Source organism: Stieleria bergensis, from assembly GCA_007745635.1.
GTDB classification, from domain to species: Bacteria; Planctomycetota; Planctomycetia; order Pirellulales; family Pirellulaceae; genus Stieleria; species Stieleria bergensis.
Genome location: CP036272.1, coordinates 5570654 through 5596481 on the forward strand (window position 1 = coordinate 5570654; position 25828 = coordinate 5596481).

Below are 25828 nucleotides of genomic sequence, written 5' to 3' on the forward strand. Positions count from 1 at the left end.
CCATCACGGCATCTATCAAGAACATTTGCAGCCCCAATGAATCGGCAAACCCTCACGCACAACGCTGGCCAGCAGGTAAACTTCTCTTAGACGCCGTGGTGACCAACAAGCATCAATGCGGCACCCCACAAACCCCAGCAGTCTTCTTCCAACCAAACACCAGCATCCATCGGTCACTTGCCAGAACCATCCAACGTGCCACTGAAAAACAATCGCATCGACTCGGCCAGGCAACCGAATCGCCATGCGCTGCAGAATCACCATGCGCTGCAGAATCACCATGCGCTGCCTGTTGTGGACCCCGGCGGGTCCTCCGGCCGGTCGGATGTGAGTGCTCTCACGCAGCAAGAGCGGCCCGCCTTTCCGCTGATCGATCGGTTCGGCAGACTCCACCGCAGCTTGCGTGTCAGTGTGACTGACCGCTGTAACCTGCGTTGTTTCTACTGCATGCCGGAACACGGCGCTGAATTCGCCAAGCGTGAAACGCTGCTGAGCTTTGAAGAAATCCATCGCTTGGTGGATTTGCTAGTCACCCGATGCGGCATCCGAGATGTGCGGCTGACCGGTGGCGAGCCACTGGCCAGAAAAGACTTTCCGGTGCTCGTTGAGATGCTTGCAGGAGTCAACGGCCTGAAGGACCTGTCGCTGACGACCAATGGAATCCTGTTGGACGAATTCGCGGGGCCCCTGCGTCAGGCAGGACTACAGCGACTGAATATCAGCCTGGACACGGTGGACGAGCAGACATTCCAGCAAATTTCTCGGCGAAAGGGGATCGACAAAGTCATCGCAGGCATCGATGCAGCCATCGAAACGGGATTTCAGCAAATCAAACTCAACACCACTGCGATCAAAGGCGTCACTGAATCGCAAGTGATTTCGTTGGTTCGATTCGCGATGGAGCGTGGCGTCCAAATTCGCTTCATCGAATTCATGCCGCTGGACACGGACCAGCAGTGGCGTCGGCAAAGTGTGTTAAGCGGCCAAGAAATTCGCGCGATCATCGAAGCAGAATTTGGTGCCATGCAAACCGTGAACGAGGTTCCAGATTCTCAGCCAGCTCGCGAGTTTCGCCTGGGCAGCGGCGATGAGATCGGCTTGATTCAATCCGTGACGACGCCCTTCTGCGAGGCTTGTGACCGAATTCGCCTGACCGCCGATGGTTCAATTCGCAATTGCTTGTTTTCGCAGCAAGAATTCCCTCTCCGAGATGCCATGCGCGGCGGCGCCAGCGACGACGAAGTGCTGCAGATGATCGCTCAGGCGATCGAGGCAAAGGCTGCCGGTCACGGAATCAATGAGGCGGAGTTCAAACCACCAGAGCGGCCGATGTATTCCATCGGTGGGTAGTGGTTCTCAAGACGAACTTGGGGGCACCTGTTGAAAGATGGCCGCAGCGGTTAAATTAACGGCCATGAATACTCTCTTTAATTTAAAATCTGATGTGGCAACCGTGATTGGCGGGACCGGCGAGTTGGGCGGCATGATGGCCGAAGCCCTGGCCGGTGCAGGTGCTAAGGTTGCCGTGGTGGGCCGCAGTGCAGAGCGTGGCGAAGCGCGGGCCGAAAAAATTAACGCTGATGGCGGGCAAGCAAAGTTCTTTGCAGCCGATGGATTGAAGGCCGAAAGCCTCGATCAAGCACGGCAAGACATTGCCGCGTGGGCCGGCCAAAGCACCTCGGTGCTGATCAATGCTGCCGGCGGCAATCGCCCCGATGCAACCATCCCACCAGGTGGCGATGTTTGCAAATTGCCTCTTGATGCATGGCGTGACGTGTTTGACCTGAACCTGGTCGGCGGTGCCTTGCTGCCATGCCAAGTGTTCGCACCGGCAATGATTGAATCCGGCGTGGGCAGCATCATCAACATTGCCTCGATGAGCGGCATGATTCCACTGTCTCGCGTCGTTGCCTATTCGGCGGCCAAAAGCGCGGTGATCAATCTGACGCAATGGCTGGCTCGCGAATGGGCGACCACGGGCGTCCGCGTCAACGCCATCAGCCCCGGCTTTTTCCCTGCCGAACAGAACCGCAAGTTGCTGTTCAATGATGACGGCAGCTACACCGAGCGCGGCGGACAAATCATCGGACACACGCCAATGGAACGTTTTGGCAAACCCGAAGAATTAGCTGGTGCCACCGTCTGGCTGGCCTGCCGCAAAGCCTCTTCGTTTGTCACCGGACAGAACATTGCCGTCGATGGTGGATTTGCGTCAGTCACCATTTAACTCGAACAACATCCTCTGACCCATTTTCCTTTTTAGATAGAATAGAATTGACACATGAGTGGATTGAATCTTCCCAGCGGTGAGACCGAACTTGACTTCTTGGCACTTGGTGCCCTGGTCCATCGACTAGATCCTGGCGTGACTCCCTTCCGCACCGCCAGCTCGTTTGACATTCACGTCTCCGGTGGCGAATACAACTGTGCCGCCAACCTGGCTTCCTGCTTTGGTCTAAAGACCGGCGTTGCGACCGCAATGGTCGACAACGGCATCGGCGAATTGATTCAGCGGCAAGTTCGTGCGATGGGTGTCCGCCCGTTTTACAAAGACTTTCAGCATGACGGTGTCCGTGGCCCCAATATGGCAACGGTCTACAGCGATCGCGGCCAAGGAGTCCGCCCCCCGGTCGTGTTTTACAACCGAGCCAACGAAGCCGGCGCGATGCTCAAGCCCGGTGACTTTGACTGGACCAAGATCTTTGCCGGCGGTTGCAAATGGGTTCACAGTGGCGGCATCTTTGCGGCGCTTTCAGAAACCACCGCTGAAGTCGTCATTGAAATGTTCAAAGCCGCTGGCGAAGTCGGCGCGGTCCGATCCTTCGACTTGAACTATCGCGCCAAGCTTTGGGACACCATTGGTGGCCTAGCCAAAGGCCAGGAGATGATCGCTCGCATCGTCGAACATGTCGACGTCTTGATCGGCAATGAAGAAGACTTGCAAAAAGGCCTGGGCGTTAAAGGCCCCGACGTAGAAGAAAATGCCAGCAGCAAACTGGACCCCAAGAACTTCTTTGGCATGATTGGCAACGTGCGCGAAAAGTTCCCACACGTGAAAGCCGTGGCCACCACGCTGCGTGAAGTCCACTCCACCAATCGCCACTCCTGGAGTGCCGTGCTGCACTACGACGGCCAAGACTATGTGGCTCCAACCGCCGAATTGGACGTGATCGACCGAATCGGCGGTGGCGATGGCTTTGCCAGTGGCTTGATCTATAGCCTGATCAATGGCCGCCCTGCCGAAGAAGCCCTCAAGCTAGGCTGGGCTCACGGCGCGTTGCTGACAACCTTCCCCGGTGACGTCAGCCGGGCAACTCTTAGCGAAGTCGAAGCCTTTGCTTCCGGCGGTAGCGCTCGCGTCCAGCGTTAATCAGCCAGTCGCCAATCGATCTCTCACCAGCGGCCCGTTGCTCATCGAGTAACGGGCCGTTGTCGCTTTTGCAGCAAAACACGTTGGCCTAATCAGCATCTGGCAGATCCATGATCCGCCGTCCAAGTCCCCGCAACAAACGCGGCACCACAAACGCCAGCACCATCCCCACCACGGTGAACACGACTCCCAGCCCAATCGCCACCCAGACTCCGTCGCCATAACCGGCGACCAGAACCGCCTCGCTGGCATCTTCAGGGTTGTAATGCACCGACACCGGCGAGTCGGTGGCGTACTTTTTCTGCTCAGCCAGAGCACCGGATCGCTCATTGTGCATCATGGCTCCAAAACGAACCTGATCGCCTTCGTGAACCGTTCCGTCGACTTCATATTCATAGTCCACATGCACCGCATAACTGGTTCGCGATGGACCATTCGAATTGGAACTCCGCACGTCGCGAATCGTTGCATCCAACACCGTCCCCTGAACCGTTGGCCAGGATTCACTGGCATTGCCGCGCTGGTAGTTGTTGACACCACTCCACAACACAACGACGCCGACCACAAAAAAAATCAATGGCATCAGACGGCCAAACATCAGCATCACGGCCTTGGCAATGAACACTGCTGTGGTCGGTAACTCTTCACCGGCATTGGATTCCACTTCGTCGTTGGCGGGCATGGCTTTGCAGACCTAAAACAGGACAGGAACGAGCGAGTCATCACGGCAGCAGGAGCCGGCTAGTTTAACAGGCCGGCAGTCGCGATGGAGGAGACAGGCAGCATTATCCCCCAAGCAGGGCGCGCTGAAAGAACAGAGCGCGGCGAAAGCTCCAGTCCGATCAGAGCCTCAGTCCGAGACCACCGCTACAACTGGCTTTCCTGATGCTTCAGGCGAGCCTTCTCCAGTCGCTTCGCTGTTGCAAAGCCATACCACGTCACCATTGCAGGCCTGCCAAACACATACGTGATCGAACAAGCAACAAGGAACATGATCAAGACATACAGCGGGACGCCCCATGCTTGGGAGCCGAACGCTGCGTCGTACATCATCATCAAAACGATGGAAATGATTATCAACACGATGAAAAGCATGTCTGCCGGTCCAGTGGACCGCAATCGCAATCGAGTCCGGCAGTGCTGGCAACGAGCATAAGGCCACAGCAAACGCCGACGAGAGATCCTGTGCTGACAAACCGGGCACTGATTCTTGACATCATCTGTCAGCGCTTCAGAGAGTTCATCCGGGGGCTGGTAGGGATTGGTTTGATCCATGCTGAAACCAGCTTGACGGAGAGAGTTGACGTAAGCCCGATAGCAATCGAGCCCTCGCTGGAAGGGCTCAAATGCACTCGAATACAGGGCGCGTCAACGAGTAACGCGTCAACTTGCTGCAACCCTTTACAGTTGCAAGAACAATCGCGCGGGATCTTCGATCACGTCTTTGATCGTTCGCAAGAACCCAACGGCTTCGCGACCATCCACGATGCGATGATCGTAGGTCAACGCGACGTACATCATGGGGCGGATTTCAACTTGCCCATTGATTGCCACCGGACGCTCCTGGATCGAGTGCAAACCGAGGATACCACTTTGTGGAGGATTCACAATCGGAGTGCTGAGCAAGGAACCATAAACACCACCGTTGCTGATGGTGAACGTGCCGCCGATCAAGTCTTCGGCCTGCAAGCGGTTTTCGGTGGCCTGCTTGGCGAAGTCACCAATCGTCCACTCGATCTCGGCATAAGACATGCGTTCGGCGTTACGCAGAATCGGAACCACCAATCCTTTGCCGCCACCAATGGCGATGCCGATGTCTTGATAGTTGCGATAGATCGCGCTGTCTTCGCGGATCTCGGCATTGACAGCTGGGAAACGCTGCAAAGCTTCGACAGCGGCTTTGGCGAAGAAGGACATGAAGCCCAACTTCACACCGTGCTTGTCCAGGAACGCATCTTTGTACTTCTTGCGCAACTCCATGACAGGCTTCATGTCAATTTCGTTGAAGGTCGTCAAGAGAGCGGCCGTCTGCTGAGCACTGACCAGGCGCGAAGCAATGGTGCGACGCAGCATACTCAACGGCTTGACTTCTTCGCTGCGATCAGGAGTTCCAGTCATCAACGTGCTGGTGGGCTTGGGCGCAGAAGGCTTAGCAGGAGTCGTTGCCGGTGGAGCCGCAACCGCCGGGGGCTGGGCTGCTGGCGCCGCTGGCTTGGCACCACTTTCAATGTATCGCAAAACGTCTTCTTTCAGCAAACGACCGCCGGGGCCAGTTGCCGGCACATCGGCCGCGTTGAAACCATGCTCATCTAACAGCCTCTGCGCAGCAGGCATGACAAAAGTCGCTGCAATTCCAACACCGCTGGCACCACCACTGGCTGCAGGAGCTTCGCCAGCAGGAGCAACGGGAGCGGATCCACCACCTCCAGCGGCTGGACGTGGGGCAACACGAATGGTTGCAATCACTTCGCCAATTTCCGCAAAATCTTCTTCTTGCTTGACAATGCCTTCGAGGAATCCTGCCGCAGGGGAGGGAAGCTGTACCGACGCCTTTTCGGTTTCGATTTCAACCAAGTCTTCTCCTGCATCAACCCAATCACCCTCGGACTTGACCCAGGCACCCAACTGCACTTCGGTGATAGACTCGCCAACGGTTGGCACTTCGACGTTTACGGTTTCGCTCACGGTACTGCGATGTCCTGCAAGAAAGCTGTCAAAATAAGATACGGCTGCATTGTAAGGATACCCGGCAAAATGGAAACTGTCAGCGAGGAAAGACCTACTAGTGTGCGACAAGTCGCCCTGACCGGCTGTTGACCTACTGGTGGACACCGAGCGGCGAGGGTAGACCGTCCATTTGCTGTGGTTCACGCCAGGACGGAACCACCAGCGAACTGTCCAGTACGCGGTCTCGGTGATCGCTTGAGGGAGGTTTTCGATCGCTCACTGGCGCGATGCTCTCCGCGATCGCGGTGCACAGCGGTGACAACTTCAGCCTAAAACCGTCGCGGCAGTTGAAAATGCGTGAAACCGCCCCTCTCGTTGGGGAAGAATGCCGGACCACAGAGTCCCCGACTGGCGGCTGAAACGACAAGAGTTCTGAATGCCGGAATTCATGTTTGCCCAATAGTGGATTACAGGTTGTTTTCTTCTATTATTCTAAAAGGGTGAGTGCCGATGAAGGTTTCGCAAAGGCTCTGAAACGCTCGCTGGCGCTGCAACCATGGTTCACTCCCCAGCTTTTAGGCAAAGCATTGTCAACGCAGTAACCAATGAACTGCATGCGACATTGCTTCAGCAGACGGGACAGGATCCAAACCAGCCCCGCCGGAAGCAACGGGTCGAACGCACACCGGCAGGTGCAGCACCGCTGAGCATGCAGCGAACGATGACTCGTTGATCCCACGCGCTCACTGCCCGATTGCAGTTGACCTGTTAATTGCAGTTGACCTTGACCTTGGCCAAGACGACCGAGGTTCTGAACGTGCTTGAATTCCATCCACCGACAACCTGCCCGATACACCTTGTTTGGCCCGCCAAACGCCACCCGAAAGCAGAGCGGCGAATGGACAAGCAAAGACTGATTGGTTCGTTTAATGTATGACCCGCGAATGCGGTCAGAGGCGTGACATGAATCGTCCCGAACTCAGTAACGACGTCGGCACTGACCGTCGTCCCGAACAACCTGACTCGCATGACTCTGGGACAGATTTTTCCACAGAGAATCGCTCTCGGTCCGGTCGCCGCTTGATCTGCGTCGGTCCCCTGGAGTCCGTGCCACGCGACTTTGGCGACCGCGAAGTGCTACTGCTGGATTCGTCGGCTACGGTCCTGGACGAGCTAGCGGATCCCGGCATTGAAGGTGTCTGGATTGCCCGCGAGATTCTGCCAGAGCTTGGCGAACTGCGTGGCCTTTGCAAAAGCGGGTTAATGCTTCGCGACCTGCCCGAAGGTGCCGCACTGCTGGATCAAAAGAATCGCGTGCTGTGGGCCAACCGGCGATTGAAAAGCTGGTTTGGCAAGCTAGATGACGATCCAGTTGGCGATTCGATCTATGAATTGATGGGCCAGCCAGAGATCATGGGCTCGGACATGTGCCCTTTTCACACAGCCTATTCGACCGGCCAGGAAAGCAGCGGCACGTTCCAGACCCCCGAGAATCGTTACTTCCAAGTTCGCGCCGCTCCGCTGGGTGACAATAGCAGCGACCAACAGCTTGTCGTGACCGTCGGCGACATCACCGAAGAAATCTTGCAGCAACAAAAGCTGGCTGCGATTCACCGCGCCGGCCGTGAACTCGCTGACTTGCGACCGTCTGAAATCTATCAGATGGCACCCGATGAACGAATCGAGCTCCTGAAAGACAACATCCGCCATTACTTGACGGACCTGTTGAATTTTGAAGTCGTTGAAATTCGCTTGCTTGAACACGCCACCGGCAACCTGATGCCGTTGCTGAGCGTTGGCATTGACCAGGAAGCTGCTGACCGTCAGCTGTTTGCCCAGCCGCAGGGCAACGGCATCACGGGATATGCTGCCTCCAGCGGCACCAGCTACCTGTGCTACGACATCCAGAATGATCCGCTTTTCATTCCCGGTGTTGCCAACACACGAAGCTCGCTGACGGTGCCCTTGATCTTGGGTGATCAAGTGCTGGGAACTATTAATGTTGAAAGCCCCGATGTGTCGGCATTCAGCGAAAGCGACTTACAGTTCCTGGAGATCTTCGCTCGGGACATCAGCTTCGCACTCAATACGCTTGAGCTGCTGGTTGCCCAGAAAGCCGATACCGCACAACAGAGCTGCAACGCCATTCACAGCGCTGTTGCAATGCCGGTTGATGCCATTTTGAACGATGCTGTCAACGTCATGGAAGACTACATCGGGCACTCGCCAGAAATGGTCGACCGAATTCGCCGCATCCTGAAAAACGCTCGTGACATCAAGCAGACCATTCAGCAAATTGGTCAGCGTCTAACGCCGATGGAAGCGGTTCCACCAGGCACGATTTCCGAAGAGCATGCGATTCTGACCAGCAAACGAGTGCTGGTCGTCGACGAAGACGACAGCGTTCGCGAAGACGCGCACACGCTATTGGAACGCTATGGCTGCATCGTTGAAACCGCCGTCAGCGGCGACCAAGCGGTACTGATGGTTCGCGACACACACGACCAAGATCGATACGACGCCATTATCGCTGACATTCGCCTGCCAGAGTACAGTGGCTTTCAGCTGATGATGCGTCTCAAAGAGATCATGGATCCGGTGCCGATCATTCTGATGACTGGCTTTGGCTACGATCCGGGACACTCGATCGTCAATGCGATGCAAAATGGGCTGCACCCCAAAGCACGCCTCTACAAGCCGTTCCGCCTGGATCAGCTGATCGACGTTGTCCAAACGGTTCTGCAAGCTTACGGGCCCGTTGAATCGGGCGATAACGACACGGCCTAAGCTCAAGCTCGCTGGCGTGCGAGGCGGAAACTTCAGCGGCCAGACCTCTCACCGAACTACATTTCTTCGGCGGTCTGCTTGGCAATCCCACTGAGCGGCGCGATCCCCACTCCGCCCATGGCGTTGTTGACCATCCATAGATTTGGCAACTGATCAACGGCTGAGCGAATCCGCTCCACACGCGTCAAATGGCCAACATGGTACTGTGGCATGGCGTCGTTCCAACGCACCACTTGGCTGATCGTTTCCTGACCCTTTAAACCAATCAAATCAGCCAGCTCTTGCTTGGCTAATTCGATCAATCCTGCGTCACTGTTTTCCAACAGCTCGGGCTGCATGGATCCACCGATGAACACACGAATGATGACGTGATCCTCGGGAGCGCGAACGGCGTACTTGTGACTGGCAAAGCTAACCGCCAAAACCTTTCGACCTTCGATCAGTGGCACAACGAATCCAAACTTTCTCGGCAAGCGTTCCACTTGATCCTTGCGAACGGCCAAGACAACGATGGCCGCCGAGGAGGCTTCAATGGCGGCCAGCTCGTCCGCAGCATCCACTGCCGGCTTGATCAATTTGCCAGCCTTCACGCCACGCAATAACTTAGCCGCAACAGCACTGGGAGTCGCGACGACGACGGAATCGAAGGCCTGCTCTGACTGCTTGGCAGTGGAAACCAACCACTTGTTGCGGGCAACGTCCCACTGAATGGATTCGACCGGCGTGTTCAGATCAATCGCCTGCTCGCCGATCTGTTCACTCAGCGCATCGATCAGTTGCTGCATGCCGTTGCGAAAACCGCGAAACTTGCTGTACCGCGCCCCTGCGCTGGAACGCTCGGCTTTATCGTTGTCCCCTTTTTTCCGAGACAGTGTTGCTTTGGCCAAGGATCCATGCTGCTGAACCATTTTGACAATCGGAGCCATGGTTGCATTCATGCTTAGCTTTTCGACATCAGCGGTGTAGATCCCGGCCACCAGGGGCCCGACCAAACGCTGCAGCATTTCTTCTCCCAATCGATGCCGCACGAACTGACCGACGCTGACATCTTGATCAGGCAGATCGCTGGCCAGCGGCTTGATAAAGCGTTCTGCCAAGAACCGGAGCTTGGCGGCGGGAGAAAGAATCGGCGTCGTCAACAGCTGCCATGGCTTCGTCGCTCGCATCAAGACAAAGCCGTCGGGAATCGGCTGCAGTTTGCCGCGATGCACCACCAAGGCACCCGCGCGATCAGCGTCCGGGGTCAACAACTGGTCCTCCAGACTCAGGTCCTTGACCAGCTGCATGGCGTGCGGCGGATCGAGAGCAAACATGTCTGCTCCCATGTCCAGGGTGAAGGTTCCGACGTCGGGAACATCAACTTGACGCGTCCCGATCACGCCACCGACGCGCGAACCGGCCTCAAACAGCTGCAGATCAAGGGCTTGATCTGCTGAGTGAAACTTCTGCAAATAGAATGCGGTCACCAGGCCGGACAAGCCGCCGCCCAGCACTGCGATCGATCGTGGCATTGAAAAACGTACTAATTCTGCGGTGGTGGTTGTGGTCCTGGCCCGGATGATCCCGAACCTCCTGAACCATAACCCGAACCGTACTCTGATCCAGAGCCAGAAGCTCCAGTTTCGGAAGAACCGTAGTCCGAACCATAGCCTGAACCGGATCCCGAGGACGGGCCGCCCGGACCGGACGATCCATATCCCTCGCCATAATCCGATCCACCGGGGCCAGATCCGGATGATCCTCCATAGCCCTCACCGTAATCCGATCCAGAGGAACTGCCATAACCAGACTCCGAACCGTAGCCGCCACCGGGTCCACCTTGGCCGGGTCCACCTTGGCCGGGGAACTGTCCGGCAGGACCGCCAAACTGACCTGGCCCACCGGGGCCACCCGGTCCGGCGAACATGGCCTGCAGGTCAGGCATTTGAAACGGCATTCCGCCTCCGGCGCCGGCCGCGGAACTGAATTCCGCAGCGGCGCTCTGAACCGCAGCATAAAAATCTTCCGCGGTATTGGCTTGTTTGAGCGACTGGATCTGCTGATCGATCCCTAACAGAAAGGTGCTCGCCATCATTGTCCCGAAGGCACCGCCTTCTTGGGCATCAGGCAGATTGGCGAGCAGTTTGCGCTGTGATTCGACGTCAGCCTTCCATTTATCGGGGGCCATCGAATCGAGTACCCAGTGGCCCTCCACGTTGATCAACTGACCTTTGATCCTGCCGCCCATGCCGGCTTGAATCGTGGCTTTACCGTTCGCTTCCTGAACGACAGTGATTTTGGCTTGGGGAAAGTACAACGGGTACAGTTCAGCCATGTAAGGTGCGACGCGATTGTCCAAGTCCGCGAGCCATTGCCGAAAGGGGACGGACTGCAAATCGGAAACTTTGCAAAACTGTGGATCAAGCCCTTCGCGAATGATCCCGCAAACGTTCAACACAATTGGCTTGATTTTCTCCATCATCCCCGGAGGCAATTGTTGTAAATCGGGGTGCTCGGCGATCCAGTTTTGGCGCGTCACAATCAAGTCAGCGACCGAGTGCAACACTTTGATGCCAGCATCGGTCACTTGTGCATCTTGAGGACGAATCGACAGACGCACCATTTCGTCATTGTCTTTTTGATAGCTCTCGGGCAGCGAATCATGGATCGCAATCAGCAAGTGGCCGTTCCTGGCCTGAGTTTGAAACCAATCAATGAACTCTGCTGCACTGGCGCCGGTTGCGTATGGCGAATAAGCTGGAACAGGTGGCGGCTTGGGCAGCGGATTGGGAGCCGCTGCTGACGCCCCGGCTGCTTGCCCTTGAACTTCCTTGCGCGCGATTTCAATGAACTCACGTTGCTTCTCAGCCAGTCGGCGAGCCTGCAGGCGGCTCTCGGCAATCAACGCATCGACATCAACGGAAATGCGTCCCTGGGAACCTCGATCCAAGATCACGTTGTTGCCCCACATGCCGACGAACTCAGCTTCAATCGTGCGATTGCCTGCCAAGCTCGTCCAGCGCTGTGCCTGCCCTTGCGCTGGATCGCAGATCAGGACGGACAACAGGGCGGTCAGGAAACCGAGTGCGGTTGGTACGAGTGCGGCAGCGCTGCGACTGCCGGGCCGGTGGAAAGCTGAAATCTGGTCACACATTGGCTTGGAATACATGAGTAAAGGTGCCTGAGACGGGAGGAGGGGCACGGGAGACTCTTCACAATCGAGCTCTAGTTTATCAAATTCGCCGGGATTTGAAGCATCGAAAATCTGCCGGTTTCACCGGAACGGTCGATTTGAGCCACCCAGCCAAAAGAGTTTGAAGAAAAATCCAAAGTGTTGTCAGACCGTGCTCACCCCGCTTCCGATTTCCTTGGGTATATTTGCCAGAAAGACCCTCCGCGCACCGTTAACCGGCGAATAAAGGCGGAGCAGTCAGACAACAAGGAATCCGGGAGAGGAATGGGTGGCCGCTAATCAAACGCAAGATGGCTTGAAACAGCAGCCCGAAATGGACCCTCAACAGCTGCGTGAAAAGCACTACAACGCGACAATCCTGGACCGAATCGACAACCATGAAAACTTGGCTCGATTCCTGATTCGCCCCGATGCAGGCGTTCCTGAGTTCATCGCGGGCCAATACGTCACACTGGGACTGGGCTTTTGGGAACCACGGCTGGAAGGCACTCAGGCGGAGGATCTTCCCGAAAAGAAACAATCGAAAGTCGCCAAACGAGCGTACTCGATCAGCTGCCCGCTGCTGGACCAGGACGGCGCATTAGCCCCCGTTGATCAGCTCGACTACCTTGAATTTCACATCACCTTGGTACGCGGGGCTGATTCCCCCGACAAGCCAGCGCCGGTGTTGACGCCCCGTTTGTTCTGCATGCAACCGGGCGACCGTATCCAAGTGGGCAAGAAAATCGTCGGTCACTACACCATCGGCGAGGTCGAACCAGACGCCACGATTTTGATGCTGGGCACCGGGACCGGTGAGGCACCGCATAACGCGATGACAGCCAGCCTATTGGCAGCCGGTCACCGAGGCAAGATCATCAACGCCTGCTGTGTTCGATACTTGGGTGACTTGGTGTACCTGCCGCGGCACCATTCATTGATGGACCAGTATTCGAACTATCGTTATCTCCCCTGCACAACGCGCGAGCCGATCAACCTGGACAAGACGCTGCCCAGCTACGTGGGAAAGCAGTACCTCCAGGACTTGTTCACCAGCGGCAAACTGGCCGAAGCCGCCGACGACCCGCTGTCACCAGAGAACACTTACGTTTACCTCTGCGGCAATCCCTCAATGATTGGCTATGTCCCTCCAGGCGCACCGGAACCCGAAACACCGGGTTTATTGCCAATGCTTGAAGCCGCCGGATTCCGACAAGCCGATGACCATAGCGGACCGGGCGCTGTACGGTTTGAGAAATACTGGTAGTCTGCCCGGGTGAGGGAAATCAGCAGATTGAGATTGGTCGAAAGGGTGGTCCAAACCTGTCGCAGTGTCTTTTCGATCAATACTAAAACTGTTAGAACGTGACCATCAACGAGCACTGATACCAACGCTCTGTCAACGCTGGGTTTCCAGCAGGCTTCGTTCGAAACAGTGGTGCATCCATTCAACGCAGCATCAATCTGCATGGCATCGGTCCGCATGTTGTTTTGGGGCAACTAGGGGCACATACTCGCACTCTCGAAATTGAATTACGGTCATCATGGATCTCTCTAGAAATACAATCGCGCTGATTCTTGGCGGTGGACGCGGAACCCGCTTGTTCCCATTAACAAAGATTCGTGCGAAGCCCGCTGTTCCGTTGGCCGCCAAGTACCGCTTGATCGACATCCCGATCTCCAACTGCATCAACAGTGGTCTGCGACGCGCCTTCGTCTTAACTCAATTCATGTCGGTCAGTTTGCACCGTCACCTTCGCCAAGCGTACACCTTCGACAGCTTCTCCGGTGGTTTCGTTGAACTCCTGGCCGCTCAGCAGACCATGGATTCCGGCACCGACTGGTATCAAGGCACCGCCGACGCGGTTCGCAAAAACCTTCGTTACATCGATCAACCTGAGATCGAGCACGTGCTGATCCTCTCCGGTGACCAACTGTACCGAATGGATTTCCGTGACATGATGCAAACGCACATCGATGCCGATGCTGACGCAACGATCGCCGGCATTCCCGTCGATCGCAAAGACGCCAGCGCACTGGGCATCATGCAACTGGATGATTCCGGACGCGTGACGGGCTTTGTCGAAAAACCACAAACCGACGAAGAGCTTGCCAAAGTGCGAATGGACCCCAGCTGGATCGATGCTCGCGGTATCGAAAGCAAAGGACGCGACTGCTTGGCCAGTATGGGACTGTACATTTTCAAGAAAGAAGTGATGGTGAATTTGCTCGAAGGCAACGATCACCAAGACTTCGGCAAGGAAGTGTTTCCCAACGCACTGCAATCGCACAAAGTGCAAATGCACTTGTTTGATGGCTACTGGGAAGACATTGGTACCATTCGCGCCTTCTACGAAGCCAACCTGTCGCTGGCAGGATCGGCGCCGCCGTTCCAACTGGGCGACGCTAACGCACCGATCTACAGCCGCGCTCGTTTCCTGCCGCCCACGATCGTAGGCGACAACGTTAGCATTCGGGGCAGCATCATCGCCGACGGTTGCTACATCGGCAGCAACGTGACAATCGAAAACAGTGTCATCGGCTTGCGTACCGTGATTGGAGAGAACGCCGTGATCAAAAACTCCGTGGTCATGGGTGCCGACTACAGCCGCGACCATGAGTTTTCGCAGACAGGCCCCGTCCCAATTGGAATCGGTGCCGGCAGCCATGTTGACGGAGCGATCTTGGACAAGAATTCACGCATCGGAACCAACGTCACGATCACGAATCAACAAAACCTGGATCACATGGGCGAAGACGAGGCACTGCAAGTTCGCGACGGCATCGCAATCGTCATCAAAAACGGCACCGTCGAAAACGATTTCTCGTTTTAGGCACTCAGCGCACCCACCGGCCGTTTTGGCGTTAGCCACGGTTTTTGCACGGTCAACGCCGCTGCAAAAAACCGGGCCTGACGGACTGCGACTGATGTGGTCGCCGGTTTTGACTCTCCCGCTCTCAGCGGCTGGACTCAAAACATTGGCTGCCAACTCTCTTGCGTGACCTGTTGTGTCACCGCTGTGGCGATAACTCTGTTGCCAAGGCAAGGAAGTCTCACTTGCCAAGTTCCTGGCAACGACTATTGGCCCTTCATTCGCGTTCGCAGGACACACGAACCATGCATCACTACCACATTCAATCCGGCTCGCTTTCATTGACCGTCCAAGCTGAATCAAGTCAGAAAGCGGCACTTTGGGCCATCCATCAAGCCATGCAGCAGGTGCTCCCGATCGACCCGGCGGCCGAGTCAACCCAAAGTGACGAGCAACCGACAAAGCTGGTCCAAGTGCTGGCTGATTCGCTTGAGGTCACTCCACTTGACCAGGCCGCAGCGCCCGCTCAATCGCTAGCCCTTAGCGAACGCACCACCAAACTGCGAACGATGGATGTGGTGCGTCAGTGGAGCGAGATGTTCGCCGCGTTGGAGCGTCTGCAATCCTTGCTGGAAACCGACAGCCAACCCGCCGTGGCAGCTTAAGACGGCGATCTGGTTGCCAACCGAATTCTCCGTGGAGAGTAGGTTAGGCGTCTGCGGCCACGGGCGCCTTTCCTGCTCGCCATCGCAACACAGCATCCAAGAAGCCTTGCACTTCGCTGCCATCAATGACGCTGTTAAAGTTGCCAACATAATGTCCGGTGCGCGTGTCCTTGACACGTTGATCGGGATGCAAGAAGTAGTTGCGGATCTGGCTACCGAATCCAGTACGAGCCTGGGTTCCATACTTGGCCGCAATCTCGGCTTCCCGTTTGTCTTCTTCCAAGCGAGCCATTTTGGCGCGTAGCATTTTCCAAGCCGTGTGGCGGTTTTGGTGCTGGCTTCGCTCGCTTTGACATTGCACCACGGTATTGGTGGGCACGTGAGTCAAGCGAATCGCGCTATCGGTTTTATTGACGTGCTGACCACCGGCACCACTGGCGCGGTAAGTGTCCACTCGCACATCTTTTTCATCGATTTCAATTTCGATCGAATCGTCGATTTCGGGCGACACACTGACTGCGGCGAAACTGGTTTGCCGCTTGCCTTCGCTGTTGAACGGGCTGATGCGAACCAGGCGGTGCATGCCTTCTTCGCCCTTGAGATAGCCGTACGCCATGGGGCCTCGAATGGCGATCGAGGCGCTATTGATGCCAGCCTCTTCGTTGTCGTGCCGATCCATCAGTTCGATTTTGTAATCGTTCTGGGAGGCCCAGGCACTGTACATCCGCAGCAGGATATCCGCCCAATCGTTGGCGTCCGTTCCACCATCGCGAGCGTTGATGGTCAAGATCGCACCGGCGGCGTCATTGGGTCCGTTGAGCAGCGCTTTGAGCTCAAGCTGGTCCAAAATCCCCTCCAGACGCTCGATTTCGCCGCTCAGCTCTTCGCTAATCGACTCATCTTCGCGAGCCATCTCCATTAGGGCTTCCAAGTCTTCGACACTGCTGGACAATTCATCCAGAGGGCCAACAATGACTTTGAGCGCCTTGAGCTGTCCGACGACTTTCTGGGCGGTTTCATTGTTGTCCCAGAAGTCGGGTGCCCCCATCTGGTCCTCGATCTGCTTGATTTCACCTGCTTTGCTGGCGTAATCAAGCGATGAGGACAACTGAGAGAAGCGTTTGCCGATCCGTTCGGTGCGTTGGACTAATTCGGCATCCATCGTAATTTTATATCCTTTTCGCCGCGAGGAATCTTGATTTCGTGGTAAATCGGTTGGGCGATTGAACTGGTTAAGGTTGGAAACTATACATGGCACGCGTGGTTCTGGCGATGAGTGGCGGAGTCGATTCCAGTGTTGCAGCCCATTTGTTGCTGCAGCAGGGGCACGAAGTCATTGGGGTTTTCATGCGTCACGGTGAAGAATCCAGTCAACAGTGCAATGTTCCCGCTGCCGCAGACAGCGACGGCGCCGCCAACGCAGCGGTCGCTACGCTGCCGGTTTTGGGCGAATTGCCCCAAGGCCGCGCCGACCACAAGCAGGGCTGTTGCACCGCCAGCGATGCCGCCGACGCCAAGCGTGTCGCCGCGATGATGGGCATTCCATTCTACTCCTTGGATCTGCAAGCAGACTTTCGCCGCATCGTTGATTACTTCGTCGACGACTACCTAAACGGCCGAACTCCCAACCCCTGCGTCAAATGCAACCACTGGATCAAGTTTGGTCGCTTGTTTGATTATGCCGATGGCGTGATGGCGGACTACGTGGCGACCGGACACTATGCTCGCATGGTCAATGGGCAATTGCATCGCGGCCTGGATGATCGCAAAGATCAGTCGTACGCTTTGTTTGGCATTCGGCCGGAACGCCTGCCGCGAATGCTGCTGCCGGTGGGTGATTATTCCAAACCAGAGATTCGCGACCTGGCTCTGAGCCTTAACCTAGGCGTTGCAGGAAAAAAGGACAGCCAGGAAATCTGCTTCGTCACCCAAGGCCATCACAGCGACTTTGTCAAAGCGCGTCGCCCTGACATGGTCGGCAAGACGGCCGGTGACTTTGTCGATTTAGAAGGCAACGTGCTGGGACAGCACCCCGGCTACGAAGCCTTTACCGTGGGACAGCGCAAGAAACTAGGCATCGCACTCGGCACGCCACACTTTGTCGTTCGCATTGAACCCGACACCTGTCGCGTGGTGCTGGCTGAAAAAGAAGCCTTGGCCGCGCCCGGCTTATCCGCTCAGCAAGCAAACTGGCTGATCCCTCACGAACGCTTGCAGCAAACCCTCGACCAAGCCCATCAATCCGACCAACTGCGCGTCCAAATCCGTTACAACGGGTCTCCAGAACCCGCATCGGTGCGCGTTGACCCAGATGATTCAGAACTGTTTGAAGTGCACTTCGATCATCCAGTTGATGCCGTCGCCCCCGGCCAAGCAACAGTGGTGTACCAAAACAACCAAGTGCTCGGCGGCGGCTGGATTCGTTAAAACCGCAACAAACCGCGCTGTAACAAACCGCACTGTAACAGGACCTTCCTTCAAGCTGGCTTGTGCAAACTGACTTGCCCAACATTGACACACAACCCCTTACCGACACCCTCCATGGCTAAGAAGAAGACCGCCCGTCAAAAAGCAAACGACGACGACCTGGACTTTGAAACCGCTCTGGGCGAAGTCCAACAAGTCGTCCATGAACTCGAAGACGGCGAACTGGACCTGACCCAGTCCCTCGCGCGCTATGAACAGGGCATCGCGATGCTCCGCCACTGCCATGGCATGTTGAAGCAAGCAGAAGCCAAGATCACCTTGCTCACCGAAGTGGACGCGGACAGCAATCCAGTCACCGAGCCGATTGACATCGAAGGCGACCAGGTCAGTGATTCACCGCAAAAATCGGCGGGTGGACTGTTTTAACTTCTATAGTGTGAATTTGATCCCTCTTGGCTGCCGCCAACTGACTCAGCAACCGTCCAATCACCAGAGCTTAGAACCACGTTGACTGCAACACCTGACTCACCACCGAAACTTGCTGCCGGGATGCCGCAACATCATTACGAACAAACCATGGCCCGATTGCTGCCAGCGATCGAGTCAGCCCTGACCGCAGCCACCGAGTCGTGCTCCGGTGAATCCACCACTGGAAAACTGGGCCCTGGCTGCCCCCAGCGTCTCGGGGACGCGATCCGCTATGCGGTGCTGGCTCCGGGAAAACGCCTTCGCCCCGCGCTAGTGCTGATGGCTGCGGAAGCCTGCGGGGGCACGATCCAACAAGCCCTGCCCGGGGCCGTGGCGGTCGAAATGATTCATGCTTATTCGCTGATTCATGACGACCTTCCCGCCATGGACGATGACGACCTGCGTCGCGGACGGCCTACCGTTCACATCAAGTTTGATCAAGCAACCGCGATTCTTGCTGGGGATGCTCTGCAACCCTTGGCGTTTCAGCAACTGGCGGAGTGCGGCCAATCCGGAAACGCCGGCGGCAACCCGCAGCACCTCATTCAAGCGATCGCAGCTCTGGCCCTGGCCGCAGGCCCGGAAAACTTAGCTGGCGGCCAAGCCGACGACCTGGCTTGCGAATCCGGACATTTGCCTGCTGCAATCGCTCAAGCGGCAAAAAACATTCAACAGAATCAAGCCAGCCAAGCCGAGCGCAAACAAACGCAGGCCTTCCTGGAATCGATTCACCGCCGCAAGACGGGAGCACTGTTTTCGGTCTCGCTGCGGATCGGTGGCCTGCTCGCCGGTGCCGATTCCTCCCAACTAGCGGCTTTAGAGGCGTACGCCGCCGAGATTGGTCTGGCTTTTCAGGTTGTTGATGACCTTTTGGACCATACTGCTGCAGAAGCCGATTTAGGAAAACGCGTTGGTAAAGACATCGAGCGCGGGAAACTCACCTATCCGGGGCTACTGGGACTCCCCGGCGCGAGAGAGTTTGCCGGACAGTTAGTCCAACGGGGCAAAGAGCGGTTGGCACCGTTTGGTCAGTCTGCCGACGCCCTTTGTGGACTTGCAGATTTCGTTTTATCGCGAACCCGCTAGAATGCTGCTGCCCCAACAAACGCAACACCATCAATCCCGATGACTGACGCAAGCTGGCCAGCGTGACAGACAACGTCGCCAGACTCACGCGTTGACTTCACTGCTTTTAACGCTTTCACTGCACTCAACGAAATACGCCACGATGGACCACCTTTCATCGACACCGAAACACCCGCTGCTAGCAAGTTTGCCAGACGCCTCACCGCTGAAGGACTTCTCAGCGAGTCAATTGGAACAGACAGCCGCTGAAATCCGCGACGTGCTTTGCAACCTACTGGCCACGCGGACGGCTCACTTTGCTTCCAATCTGGGCGTAGTCGAATTATGCCTGGCACTGCACTGTGAATTTGACTTCCGCAAAGATCGGCTGATCTGGGATACCGGTCACCAGATTTATCCTCACAAGCTGATCACCGGACGCTATCACGATTTCCCTTCGATTCGCACTCAAGGCGGATTGATGGGTTACCCCAACCCCGACGAAAGCATCTACGACCTGTTCATGACCGGTCACGCCGGCAGCAGCGTCAGCACGGCGGTGGGTTTGCGCAGCGGCGATCAACTGGCCGACCAACGGGATCGCAGAACGGTTGCCGTCATTGGGGACGGAGCCTTCCCCAGCGGCATTGTGTTTGAAGCGATGAACCACGCCGGTGAAACTCAAAACGACATGACCATCGTGCTGAACGACAATAAGATGTCGATTTGCCATCGTGTCGGTGCGGTCGCACAATACCTCGATCGCTTGCGTGGCAATCCGTTCTACACGGGTTTGAAACAAGAAGTCGTCAAATTGCTTGACCAGATCCCAATGTTTGGTGATCCCGTCGAACGCGCTTTGGCGCAGATGAAAGAAGGTGTCAAAGCCGGTTTACTGGGCGGCATGTTGTTCGAGGAACTGAACATCCGCTACGTCGGTCCGATTGACGGCCACGACATTCCGCTGCTGCGAAAGTATTTGGCGATGGTCAAAGGCATGTCCGGCCCGGTGCTCTTGCACGTCGTCACTGAAAAGGGACACGGATACAAACCAGCCGCCGCTGACCCGGTTTTCTTCCACACGCCCCCTGCTTTTGAAGATCGCGACGGGATCCCCGTCCACAAATCCAGCTCAGGCATGCCACCGTTTACGACGCATGCTCGCGACGCCATTGCTGGGGAATTGAAAGCCAACCCACGCGCCTCGGTGATCACCGCTGCGATGTGCCAAGGCAATAAATTGGAACCCGTCCGGGAACAGTTTCCGGACCAGTTCTTCGACGTGGGAATCTGTGAATCACATGCCGTCGCCTTTGCGGCCGGCCAAGCCAAGACAGGCGCTCGGCCGATCGTTGATATCTACAGCACGTTCCTGCAACGCAGCTACGATCAAATCTTCCAAGAGGTCTGCCTGCAAGACCTGCCGGTCGTCTTCATGATGGACCGCGCTGGACTGACCGCCCCCGATGGGCCCACGCACCACGGGACCTATGACATTGGCTACATGCGTCTGTTCCCCAACATGATCGTTGCGGCCCCAGCGTATGGAGAAGAGGTCGGCATGATGCTTAAGTTCGCGATGTCTCAGGATCACCCCTTGGGCATGCGGTATCCCAAAGCCAGCGCGATGAAGAGCGATCAACCGCTTCCGGAAGTCGAGCTAGGAAAAGCGCATTGGGTTCGTACTGGAAGCGATGGCGTGATCGTGGCTTACGGTGCCATGTTAGAAAACGCTCTCGAAGCCGCTGAAATGCTGCAGGGCGAACTGGACGTCGCCGTCGTCAATGCTCGCTTTGTCAAACCGATCGACGAAGACATGGTGCGCCAAAGCATCGAACAAGGCCGCTTCGTTCTAACAGTTGAAGAAAACACCATCGTTGGTGGATTCGGCGCCGCTTTCTTGGAATCCGCTAACGCCCAGCGATTAGAGACACGAAACGTAGAAGTACTGGGACTTCCGGATCGTTTTGTGGAACACGGTGATCGCGACGGCTTGCTTGATCAATGTGGACTCAGTCCACGAGCCATCGCTGATCGCTGCCGCCAAGCCGTCCAAGGTGCCACGCCTGTTGCATAACTGATCCGACGGGCGGATAATGTTGTGACTTGACGAACTAGGTCGCCCGATGCACAGGTACGCCCTCCATGGCAGCCCCACCACGCTCCGCTGAATCTGATGACGATAGCCCGCCGGTTGCCTTCAGTCAGGAAGCCCCACGGCCAAAGGCTGTGATCATCGGCGTGCCCGACCGCCAACGCGTTCAGCGCGAAGCGGCTCGCTTGCGTCCCATCATTGCGATGTACTGCGACATCGTTGCCGAAGACTATGACTTCGAGTATCAGTTCACCGATCCCGAGATTGATCTGGTCATCGTACTCGGTGGTGATGGTTCGATTCTGCAAACCGCCCGACAGCTGGCCGGACGAGAAATCCCGGTGCTGGGAATCAATTGCGGAAGCCTTGGATTCTTGGCTGCAATTTCGCCAGACGAGTTTCTAGAAGTCTGGCCGCACGTCTGCAGCGGCAACTACGAAGTCATCGATCACTTGATGCTAGAAGTCCAGTTGATCCGGGACAATGAAGTGATCAACCAGCAGTTGGTGCTCAACGAAGTCGCGGTCCTGGGCGGGCCACCCTACCAGATCATGGGAATCGATCTTTACGCCAATGGCATGCTGGCGACGCGTTACCAGTGCGACGGATTGATTCTGGCCACTCCCGTTGGCTCCACGGCACACAACTTATCAGCAGGAGGCCCGATCTTGCGGCGACGGATTCAAGCCGTGGTGATTTCGCCGATCAGCCCGCACACGTTGACCTATCGACCGCTGGTCGATTCAGCAGAGACGCGGTTTGAATTAACGGTGACAGACCCAGGCGAATCAACCAGCGTGGTTGTCGATGGCCGGATCTTGGGCCAACTGATCCCGGGAGATCGAGTGCTGGTGCATCGAGCGGCCAGCAACTTCCGAATGATCGCGGTTCCAGGGCAAAATGATTATCACACCCTACGCGAAAAACTTGGCTGGGGCGGATCGCTCTAAACTTGGCGTCACGCCCCATCAACGTCGGCTCATTGAAAGCACTAGGGACGCGTCGCCGTTCGTACGACGTCATCGACAAACTGTTCCGTCATGCGAGCACGATATTCCATCATGCTGCTTGCACCTTGAAAACCAACCACGGTTTCATCCCAGGTCAGCTCTTTGCTGATCATGTGACCGGCATCCAAATCAAATCGAATCGTGCCGTTGCTCAATTGCTGAATCACCTGAGCACGAACAGACTCTTCATGAATCGGTGTCAAAGGCTCGCTACGCACGGAGATCGTGGCCACGCCAGCGCTGACTTTTTTCAACGTGTAGAGTTCACGAATCTTGATCATCTTGACCGTCTTGTCCGGCGTCTTGGTTTTGATCTCCCGTGGGATCGACCAGGAAGCACCGACGGCGATGGGATCTTCAGGCATCGCGATCGCGAGCGTTCCCATGCCTAGACGACCCGATTTGCTGGGCTGCGCTTCAACGCGATCCAATTCCTGGCCGCGGGCATTGATTGAAATCGTGGAGATCGCTTTGCCAATCTGACTGGCGACGTTCTGAAAACTGGTCGGAGGAATTTCATCGGTCTTGCTGCTCCAGCGAACCTCCTCTTTGTCACCGGCTTGCTGAGTCATCTGGACTGAATCCAAAATGTGATCGAAGGTCTGCGATTCATCATCAGCTTGCACGACCTCCCAGTGTCGATCACTGATCGTGTGCACGCTGGATTGCTCCTCGGTGCCATTGATCCGAGTCTTTGTTTTGGCCACATGCGTGACTTGATAATGCAGTTGCTGTCCTTCTTTCAAAGCATAACGCAGCGAATAGGTTTTCTCGGCCGCTGGATCTTCAGCGGCAACATCGTTCCGCGGGGACGCACCCCAACCAACAACAACCATACCTAAACCAAGCAACGCTACGGAAACATTGCGCCAGACCATGTTCACAAATCCATTGATGAGTTCACGGGTAGACAAACCAAACCGTGAAACTCGCAGAAATGCTGCCTGGACGCAAGACAAGTTTAGAGACAGATTCTCGCGTCCTGGACTTCACACAGCATCCGCCAACGAAACGCGCCGCCAGCGACGAACGAAAACGCACACACAGCCGGCCCTGCCTGGCTAACAATCCAAAACCTGGCTAACAATCCAAGATCTAGCTAGTTGTTGCTAAACCCTAGCCGAATCGTCGATTCTCCGCCCAGTGGATTCTTGCAGAACGCGTGATAACACTGCGGACAGAGGTCAAAGTTGCCGGGAAACTCCTGCTGGGCATCTTTGCTGGAGGCAAACAGAGCATCAGCCTGTTCGATGCCCTCGGCGGCCTGTGGATTCAGTTCGATCTGCTCCACCTCTCGCTGCAATTGCTCATGCAGGCAAGCGAGCTGGTCGACGTCTTCCAGCTCAGTGTATTGAAGCCCAGTGTTTTGAAGCTCCGCTTGCAGCGCTGGCTGAATGTCAATCTGAACCTGGAAACGCGTTTCGCAGAGTGAATTGATGGCGCGCTTGCAGCGGTCACAGGTGTAGTGAATCATGGGCGGGTCAATCAGGCGGGGGTGAGATCTAGCGGTTCACTGCCTCCATCGTAAAGCAAGCAGCAAGCGCCGTTCCATGCGATCGGCATAATTTGCGGAAATTCACGGCACGATTCAGAGCAGGCCGTTCAACAGACGGGACTTCGTCGCCAGGGTGACCGATGCCGCTACCGGGCAGGTGCCTGGCCGGCAGTGTCACTGGCCGGCAGTGTCACTGGCCGGCAGTGTCACTGGCCGGCTGACTCGGCAGCGGGCTGGCGCGATGGACCACGCGACAGTTTCTCACGCGGCACCTTGACCTCGATCATCATGCCGGGCAAGAAATCCACGTCCAAGTCATCGAGTTGACGATCATCAAGAATCTTAGCCGGAAAACCTCGCTTTTCAGTTTCGCGCAGCAGGCGTTTGATCGCCGGCACGTGCCCATAGACCAACAGGCAGCGGCCACCGAGACGCAGATGGTCAGGCAAGCCATCAAGAATCGAATCCATCAGGGCAAACTGAGGATCATAAAATGCGTGGTCAGAGGGCTGCTTGACCTGGCCATCTTCCCACGGTGGATTGGAAATGATCAAGTCAAACGTTTCGTCTGGCTTGATGACGGTAAAGGCTCCGGGTTCGGCTGGCGGGACTTGGCGAACGTCGAAGTCCATCTCCAAATCCATCATCGCAGCGTTGTAACGAGCATTGGCCACCGCGGCAGGGTTAATATCCGTTGCCACAACCTGCTTCGCCATCCCCAGCAAGCAGTACAACGAAACCAGCCCCGTCCCCGTTCCAATCTCCAGCACACGGCGACCGTCAACGACGTTGTCCTTGAGCAAGAGATCACGTAATGAATTTGTATCATCCGGCTCCCAAAACACCGATTCAAATTGCACCAGCTCACTGGGCAAATTTGGCTCGTTGATCACCTGCGTGACCTGATAGTTGTAATCAAGATCCGTGCGTGTTCGGCGACGCTCACAACCGTTGGTTACCAGGGCGAGCAACAGGACCGATGCAAAGAATGACGGGCGAAGAGAAGGCATGGCAAAGCGACTGCGGGATGAAGGATTCAATCTGGTGGGTTGATGCGTCACGTTAACGGTCGCGAAGCACAGATTCTTCGATCAGCAAAGACTCTTCAATGATGTTTTGAAACTCCTCATCGCGCAGTCCCAAAATCTGTTGAATTTCCAGCAAGCCTTCCATCTGCGGTGGCTGCAATTCCCCCTCCGCGGAAGCTGCTAAGAACATACATTGTAACGCCATGCGACTGATTTCCGGAGACCACTGATGGCTGATCGTCCGCACATAGTTGATCACACGCACGCCGCGTTGCTGAGCGATGGAACACAGTTGCCCCAGCTCCTCTCGCTCCAACGGTCGTTGCAAGAGTTGATTGCTGATTTTCAGCAGAGCTTGAATTTCGGCCTCGCTGATCACATCGTCGGCCAACACGACCAGGACGCTGGCTCGCAAGATCTCTTCGATCGCTTCTTCGGCCCGCAAGGCCTCTTCTGCGGCGAGATCCAACGTGAGCACGCCGGTATCCCATTTTTGCCGACACCCGCCACAGCGAACGTGAAACTCCTTTCCCCCGATAGGAATCACCGGGATGAAGTAGATCGTCAAAAACGGGCGAGCGGCGCGCAACCGATACGGCTGGGTCCCCTCGCATGTAGGGCAAAAGAACTGTCCGCTGTCGCGGGTTCTGGTGAGATTCATGGTGCCGATGATCATAGTTCTTTGCGAATTTCTTTGATTTTGTCGATTTGTCGAATCATGAGGCCGATACCGATGATGTTGGTTAAGCGAATTTAACCAATCATTCAACCTCTGGAAATCGTCAAC

Annotated in this window: 22 protein-coding genes; 12 read left to right on the forward strand and 10 right to left on the reverse strand. The window is 56.1% G+C overall.

Annotated features, from left to right (window positions below):
* The first annotated feature begins 195 nt into the window (after positions 1-195).
* The 3 genes from moaA (at position 196) to SV7mr_RS19500 (ending at position 3370) form a co-directional block, all read left to right on the forward strand.
* Entirely contained in the window at positions 196-1350 is a 1155-nt protein-coding gene (gene moaA, locus SV7mr_RS19490; RefSeq protein WP_419187632.1) for a GTP 3',8-cyclase MoaA, read from the forward strand.
* Between the two features lie 64 nt (positions 1351-1414).
* Positions 1415-2227, forward strand: coding sequence for an SDR family oxidoreductase (locus SV7mr_RS19495; protein ID WP_145275850.1), 813 nt, complete (start codon positions 1415-1417; stop codon positions 2225-2227).
* Between the two features lie 54 nt (positions 2228-2281).
* The gene (locus SV7mr_RS19500) at positions 2282-3370 is read left to right on the forward strand and encodes a sugar kinase (RefSeq protein WP_419187633.1); all 1089 of its coding nucleotides are present in this window, start codon (positions 2282-2284) and stop codon (positions 3368-3370) included.
* Between the two features lie 88 nt (positions 3371-3458).
* Here the strand turns inward: SV7mr_RS19500 and SV7mr_RS19505 are convergent, their stop codons facing one another.
* The 3 genes from SV7mr_RS19505 to odhB all read right to left on the reverse strand — a co-directional run bounded on the left by SV7mr_RS19505 (position 3459) and on the right by odhB (position 6055).
* A complete protein-coding gene (locus SV7mr_RS19505) occupies positions 3459-4052 on the reverse strand; it encodes a DUF3592 domain-containing protein (protein ID WP_145275852.1) in 594 nt (197 codons plus the stop codon).
* Positions 4053-4237: 185 nt separating this feature from the next.
* Positions 4238-4645, reverse strand: a complete 408-nt coding sequence (locus SV7mr_RS19510; RefSeq protein ID WP_145275868.1) for a hypothetical protein — start codon at positions 4643-4645, stop codon at positions 4238-4240.
* 126 nt (positions 4646-4771) lie between these two features.
* Entirely contained in the window at positions 4772-6055 is a 1284-nt protein-coding gene (gene odhB, locus SV7mr_RS19515; protein WP_145275870.1) for a 2-oxoglutarate dehydrogenase complex dihydrolipoyllysine-residue succinyltransferase, read from the reverse strand.
* 945 nt (positions 6056-7000) lie between these two features.
* On the opposite strand from odhB, the gene SV7mr_RS19520 reads away from it, so the two are divergent.
* Positions 7001-8824, forward strand: a complete 1824-nt coding sequence (locus SV7mr_RS19520) for a hybrid sensor histidine kinase/response regulator (protein WP_145275872.1) — start codon at positions 7001-7003, stop codon at positions 8822-8824.
* 56 nt (positions 8825-8880) lie between these two features.
* Here the strand turns inward: SV7mr_RS19520 and hemG are convergent, their stop codons facing one another.
* Positions 8881-10335, reverse strand: a complete 1455-nt coding sequence (gene hemG, locus SV7mr_RS19525) for a protoporphyrinogen oxidase (RefSeq protein WP_145275874.1) — start codon at positions 10333-10335, stop codon at positions 8881-8883.
* A gap of 11 nt (positions 10336-10346) precedes the next feature.
* Entirely contained in the window at positions 10347-11972 is a 1626-nt protein-coding gene (locus SV7mr_RS19530; RefSeq protein WP_145275876.1) for a hypothetical protein, read from the reverse strand.
* A gap of 292 nt (positions 11973-12264) precedes the next feature.
* Here SV7mr_RS19530 and SV7mr_RS19535 point away from each other — a divergent pair, with 292 nt between their 5' ends.
* From SV7mr_RS19535 to SV7mr_RS19545, 3 genes are all read left to right on the forward strand, one after another.
* On the forward strand, positions 12265-13242 hold the full coding sequence (locus SV7mr_RS19535) for a ferredoxin--NADP reductase (protein ID WP_419187634.1): 978 nt from the start codon (positions 12265-12267) through the stop codon (positions 13240-13242).
* A gap of 277 nt (positions 13243-13519) precedes the next feature.
* Positions 13520-14809: a glucose-1-phosphate adenylyltransferase gene (locus SV7mr_RS19540; protein ID WP_145275878.1), complete on the forward strand. Its 1290-nt coding sequence runs from the start codon at positions 13520-13522 to the stop codon at positions 14807-14809.
* Between the two features lie 284 nt (positions 14810-15093).
* Entirely contained in the window at positions 15094-15453 is a 360-nt protein-coding gene (locus tag SV7mr_RS19545) for a hypothetical protein (protein WP_145275880.1), read from the forward strand.
* A gap of 43 nt (positions 15454-15496) precedes the next feature.
* On the opposite strand, the gene prfB is transcribed toward SV7mr_RS19545, so the two are convergent.
* Positions 15497-16615: a peptide chain release factor 2 gene (prfB, locus tag SV7mr_RS19550; RefSeq protein WP_145275882.1), complete on the reverse strand. Its 1119-nt coding sequence runs from the start codon at positions 16613-16615 to the stop codon at positions 15497-15499.
* A gap of 89 nt (positions 16616-16704) precedes the next feature.
* Here prfB and mnmA point away from each other — a divergent pair, with 89 nt between their 5' ends.
* The 5 genes from mnmA to SV7mr_RS19575 all read left to right on the forward strand — a co-directional run bounded on the left by mnmA (position 16705) and on the right by SV7mr_RS19575 (position 22458).
* Positions 16705-17880: a tRNA 2-thiouridine(34) synthase MnmA gene (gene mnmA, locus SV7mr_RS19555; protein ID WP_145275884.1), complete on the forward strand. Its 1176-nt coding sequence runs from the start codon at positions 16705-16707 to the stop codon at positions 17878-17880.
* Between the two features lie 114 nt (positions 17881-17994).
* Complete coding sequence (gene xseB / locus SV7mr_RS19560; protein ID WP_145275886.1) at positions 17995-18306, forward strand: exodeoxyribonuclease VII small subunit; 312 nt, start codon at positions 17995-17997, stop codon at positions 18304-18306.
* A gap of 81 nt (positions 18307-18387) precedes the next feature.
* Positions 18388-19434, forward strand: a complete 1047-nt coding sequence (locus tag SV7mr_RS19565; protein ID WP_419187635.1) for a polyprenyl synthetase family protein — start codon at positions 18388-18390, stop codon at positions 19432-19434.
* Positions 19435-19576: 142 nt separating this feature from the next.
* A complete protein-coding gene (gene dxs, locus SV7mr_RS19570) occupies positions 19577-21490 on the forward strand; it encodes a 1-deoxy-D-xylulose-5-phosphate synthase (protein ID WP_145275888.1) in 1914 nt (637 codons plus the stop codon).
* Between the two features lie 68 nt (positions 21491-21558).
* Complete coding sequence (locus SV7mr_RS19575; protein WP_145275890.1) at positions 21559-22458, forward strand: NAD(+)/NADH kinase; 900 nt, start codon at positions 21559-21561, stop codon at positions 22456-22458.
* Between the two features lie 41 nt (positions 22459-22499).
* Here the strand turns inward: SV7mr_RS19575 and SV7mr_RS19580 are convergent, their stop codons facing one another.
* From SV7mr_RS19580 to SV7mr_RS19595, 4 genes are all read right to left on the reverse strand, one after another.
* On the reverse strand, positions 22500-23396 hold the full coding sequence (locus SV7mr_RS19580; RefSeq protein WP_145275893.1) for a hypothetical protein: 897 nt from the start codon (positions 23394-23396) through the stop codon (positions 22500-22502).
* Between the two features lie 221 nt (positions 23397-23617).
* Positions 23618-23992, reverse strand: coding sequence for a hypothetical protein (locus tag SV7mr_RS19585; protein ID WP_145275895.1), 375 nt, complete (start codon positions 23990-23992; stop codon positions 23618-23620).
* A gap of 227 nt (positions 23993-24219) precedes the next feature.
* Positions 24220-25023: a methyltransferase gene (locus SV7mr_RS19590; protein ID WP_145275897.1), complete on the reverse strand. Its 804-nt coding sequence runs from the start codon at positions 25021-25023 to the stop codon at positions 24220-24222.
* A gap of 52 nt (positions 25024-25075) precedes the next feature.
* On the reverse strand, positions 25076-25702 hold the full coding sequence (locus tag SV7mr_RS19595) for a TerB family tellurite resistance protein (protein ID WP_419187636.1): 627 nt from the start codon (positions 25700-25702) through the stop codon (positions 25076-25078).
* Positions 25703-25828: the final 126 nt, after the last annotated feature.

What these genes read in the sequence shown, in the direction of transcription:
- SV7mr_RS19495 (WP_145275850.1), top strand. Translation starts at nt 1,415, where the DNA reads ATGAATACTCTCTTTAATTTAAAATCTGATGTGGCAACCGTGATTGGC.
- SV7mr_RS19575 (WP_145275890.1), top strand. Translation starts at nt 21,559, where the DNA reads ATGGCAGCCCCACCACGCTCCGCTGAATCTGATGACGATAGCCCGCCG.
- SV7mr_RS19595 (WP_419187636.1), bottom strand. Translation starts at nt 25,702, where the DNA reads ATGAATCTCACCAGAACCCGCGACAGCGGACAGTTCTTTTGCCCTACA.
- prfB (WP_145275882.1), bottom strand. Translation starts at nt 16,615, where the DNA reads ATGGATGCCGAATTAGTCCAACGCACCGAACGGATCGGCAAACGCTTC.
- SV7mr_RS19590 (WP_145275897.1), bottom strand. Translation starts at nt 25,023, where the DNA reads ATGCCTTCTCTTCGCCCGTCATTCTTTGCATCGGTCCTGTTGCTCGCC.
- SV7mr_RS19505 (WP_145275852.1), bottom strand. Translation starts at nt 4,052, where the DNA reads ATGCCCGCCAACGACGAAGTGGAATCCAATGCCGGTGAAGAGTTACCG.
- SV7mr_RS19510 (WP_145275868.1), bottom strand. Translation starts at nt 4,645, where the DNA reads ATGGATCAAACCAATCCCTACCAGCCCCCGGATGAACTCTCTGAAGCG.
- SV7mr_RS19540 (WP_145275878.1), top strand. Translation starts at nt 13,520, where the DNA reads ATGGATCTCTCTAGAAATACAATCGCGCTGATTCTTGGCGGTGGACGC.
- SV7mr_RS19580 (WP_145275893.1), bottom strand. Translation starts at nt 23,396, where the DNA reads ATGGTCTGGCGCAATGTTTCCGTAGCGTTGCTTGGTTTAGGTATGGTT.
- SV7mr_RS19520 (WP_145275872.1), top strand. Translation starts at nt 7,001, where the DNA reads ATGAATCGTCCCGAACTCAGTAACGACGTCGGCACTGACCGTCGTCCC.
- mnmA (WP_145275884.1), top strand. Translation starts at nt 16,705, where the DNA reads ATGGCACGCGTGGTTCTGGCGATGAGTGGCGGAGTCGATTCCAGTGTT.
- xseB (WP_145275886.1), top strand. Translation starts at nt 17,995, where the DNA reads ATGGCTAAGAAGAAGACCGCCCGTCAAAAAGCAAACGACGACGACCTG.
- SV7mr_RS19545 (WP_145275880.1), top strand. Translation starts at nt 15,094, where the DNA reads ATGCATCACTACCACATTCAATCCGGCTCGCTTTCATTGACCGTCCAA.
- SV7mr_RS19500 (WP_419187633.1), top strand. Translation starts at nt 2,282, where the DNA reads ATGAGTGGATTGAATCTTCCCAGCGGTGAGACCGAACTTGACTTCTTG.
- SV7mr_RS19585 (WP_145275895.1), bottom strand. Translation starts at nt 23,992, where the DNA reads ATGATTCACTACACCTGTGACCGCTGCAAGCGCGCCATCAATTCACTC.
- dxs (WP_145275888.1), top strand. Translation starts at nt 19,577, where the DNA reads ATGGACCACCTTTCATCGACACCGAAACACCCGCTGCTAGCAAGTTTG.
- hemG (WP_145275874.1), bottom strand. Translation starts at nt 10,335, where the DNA reads ATGCCACGATCGATCGCAGTGCTGGGCGGCGGCTTGTCCGGCCTGGTG.
- SV7mr_RS19530 (WP_145275876.1), bottom strand. Translation starts at nt 11,972, where the DNA reads ATGTATTCCAAGCCAATGTGTGACCAGATTTCAGCTTTCCACCGGCCC.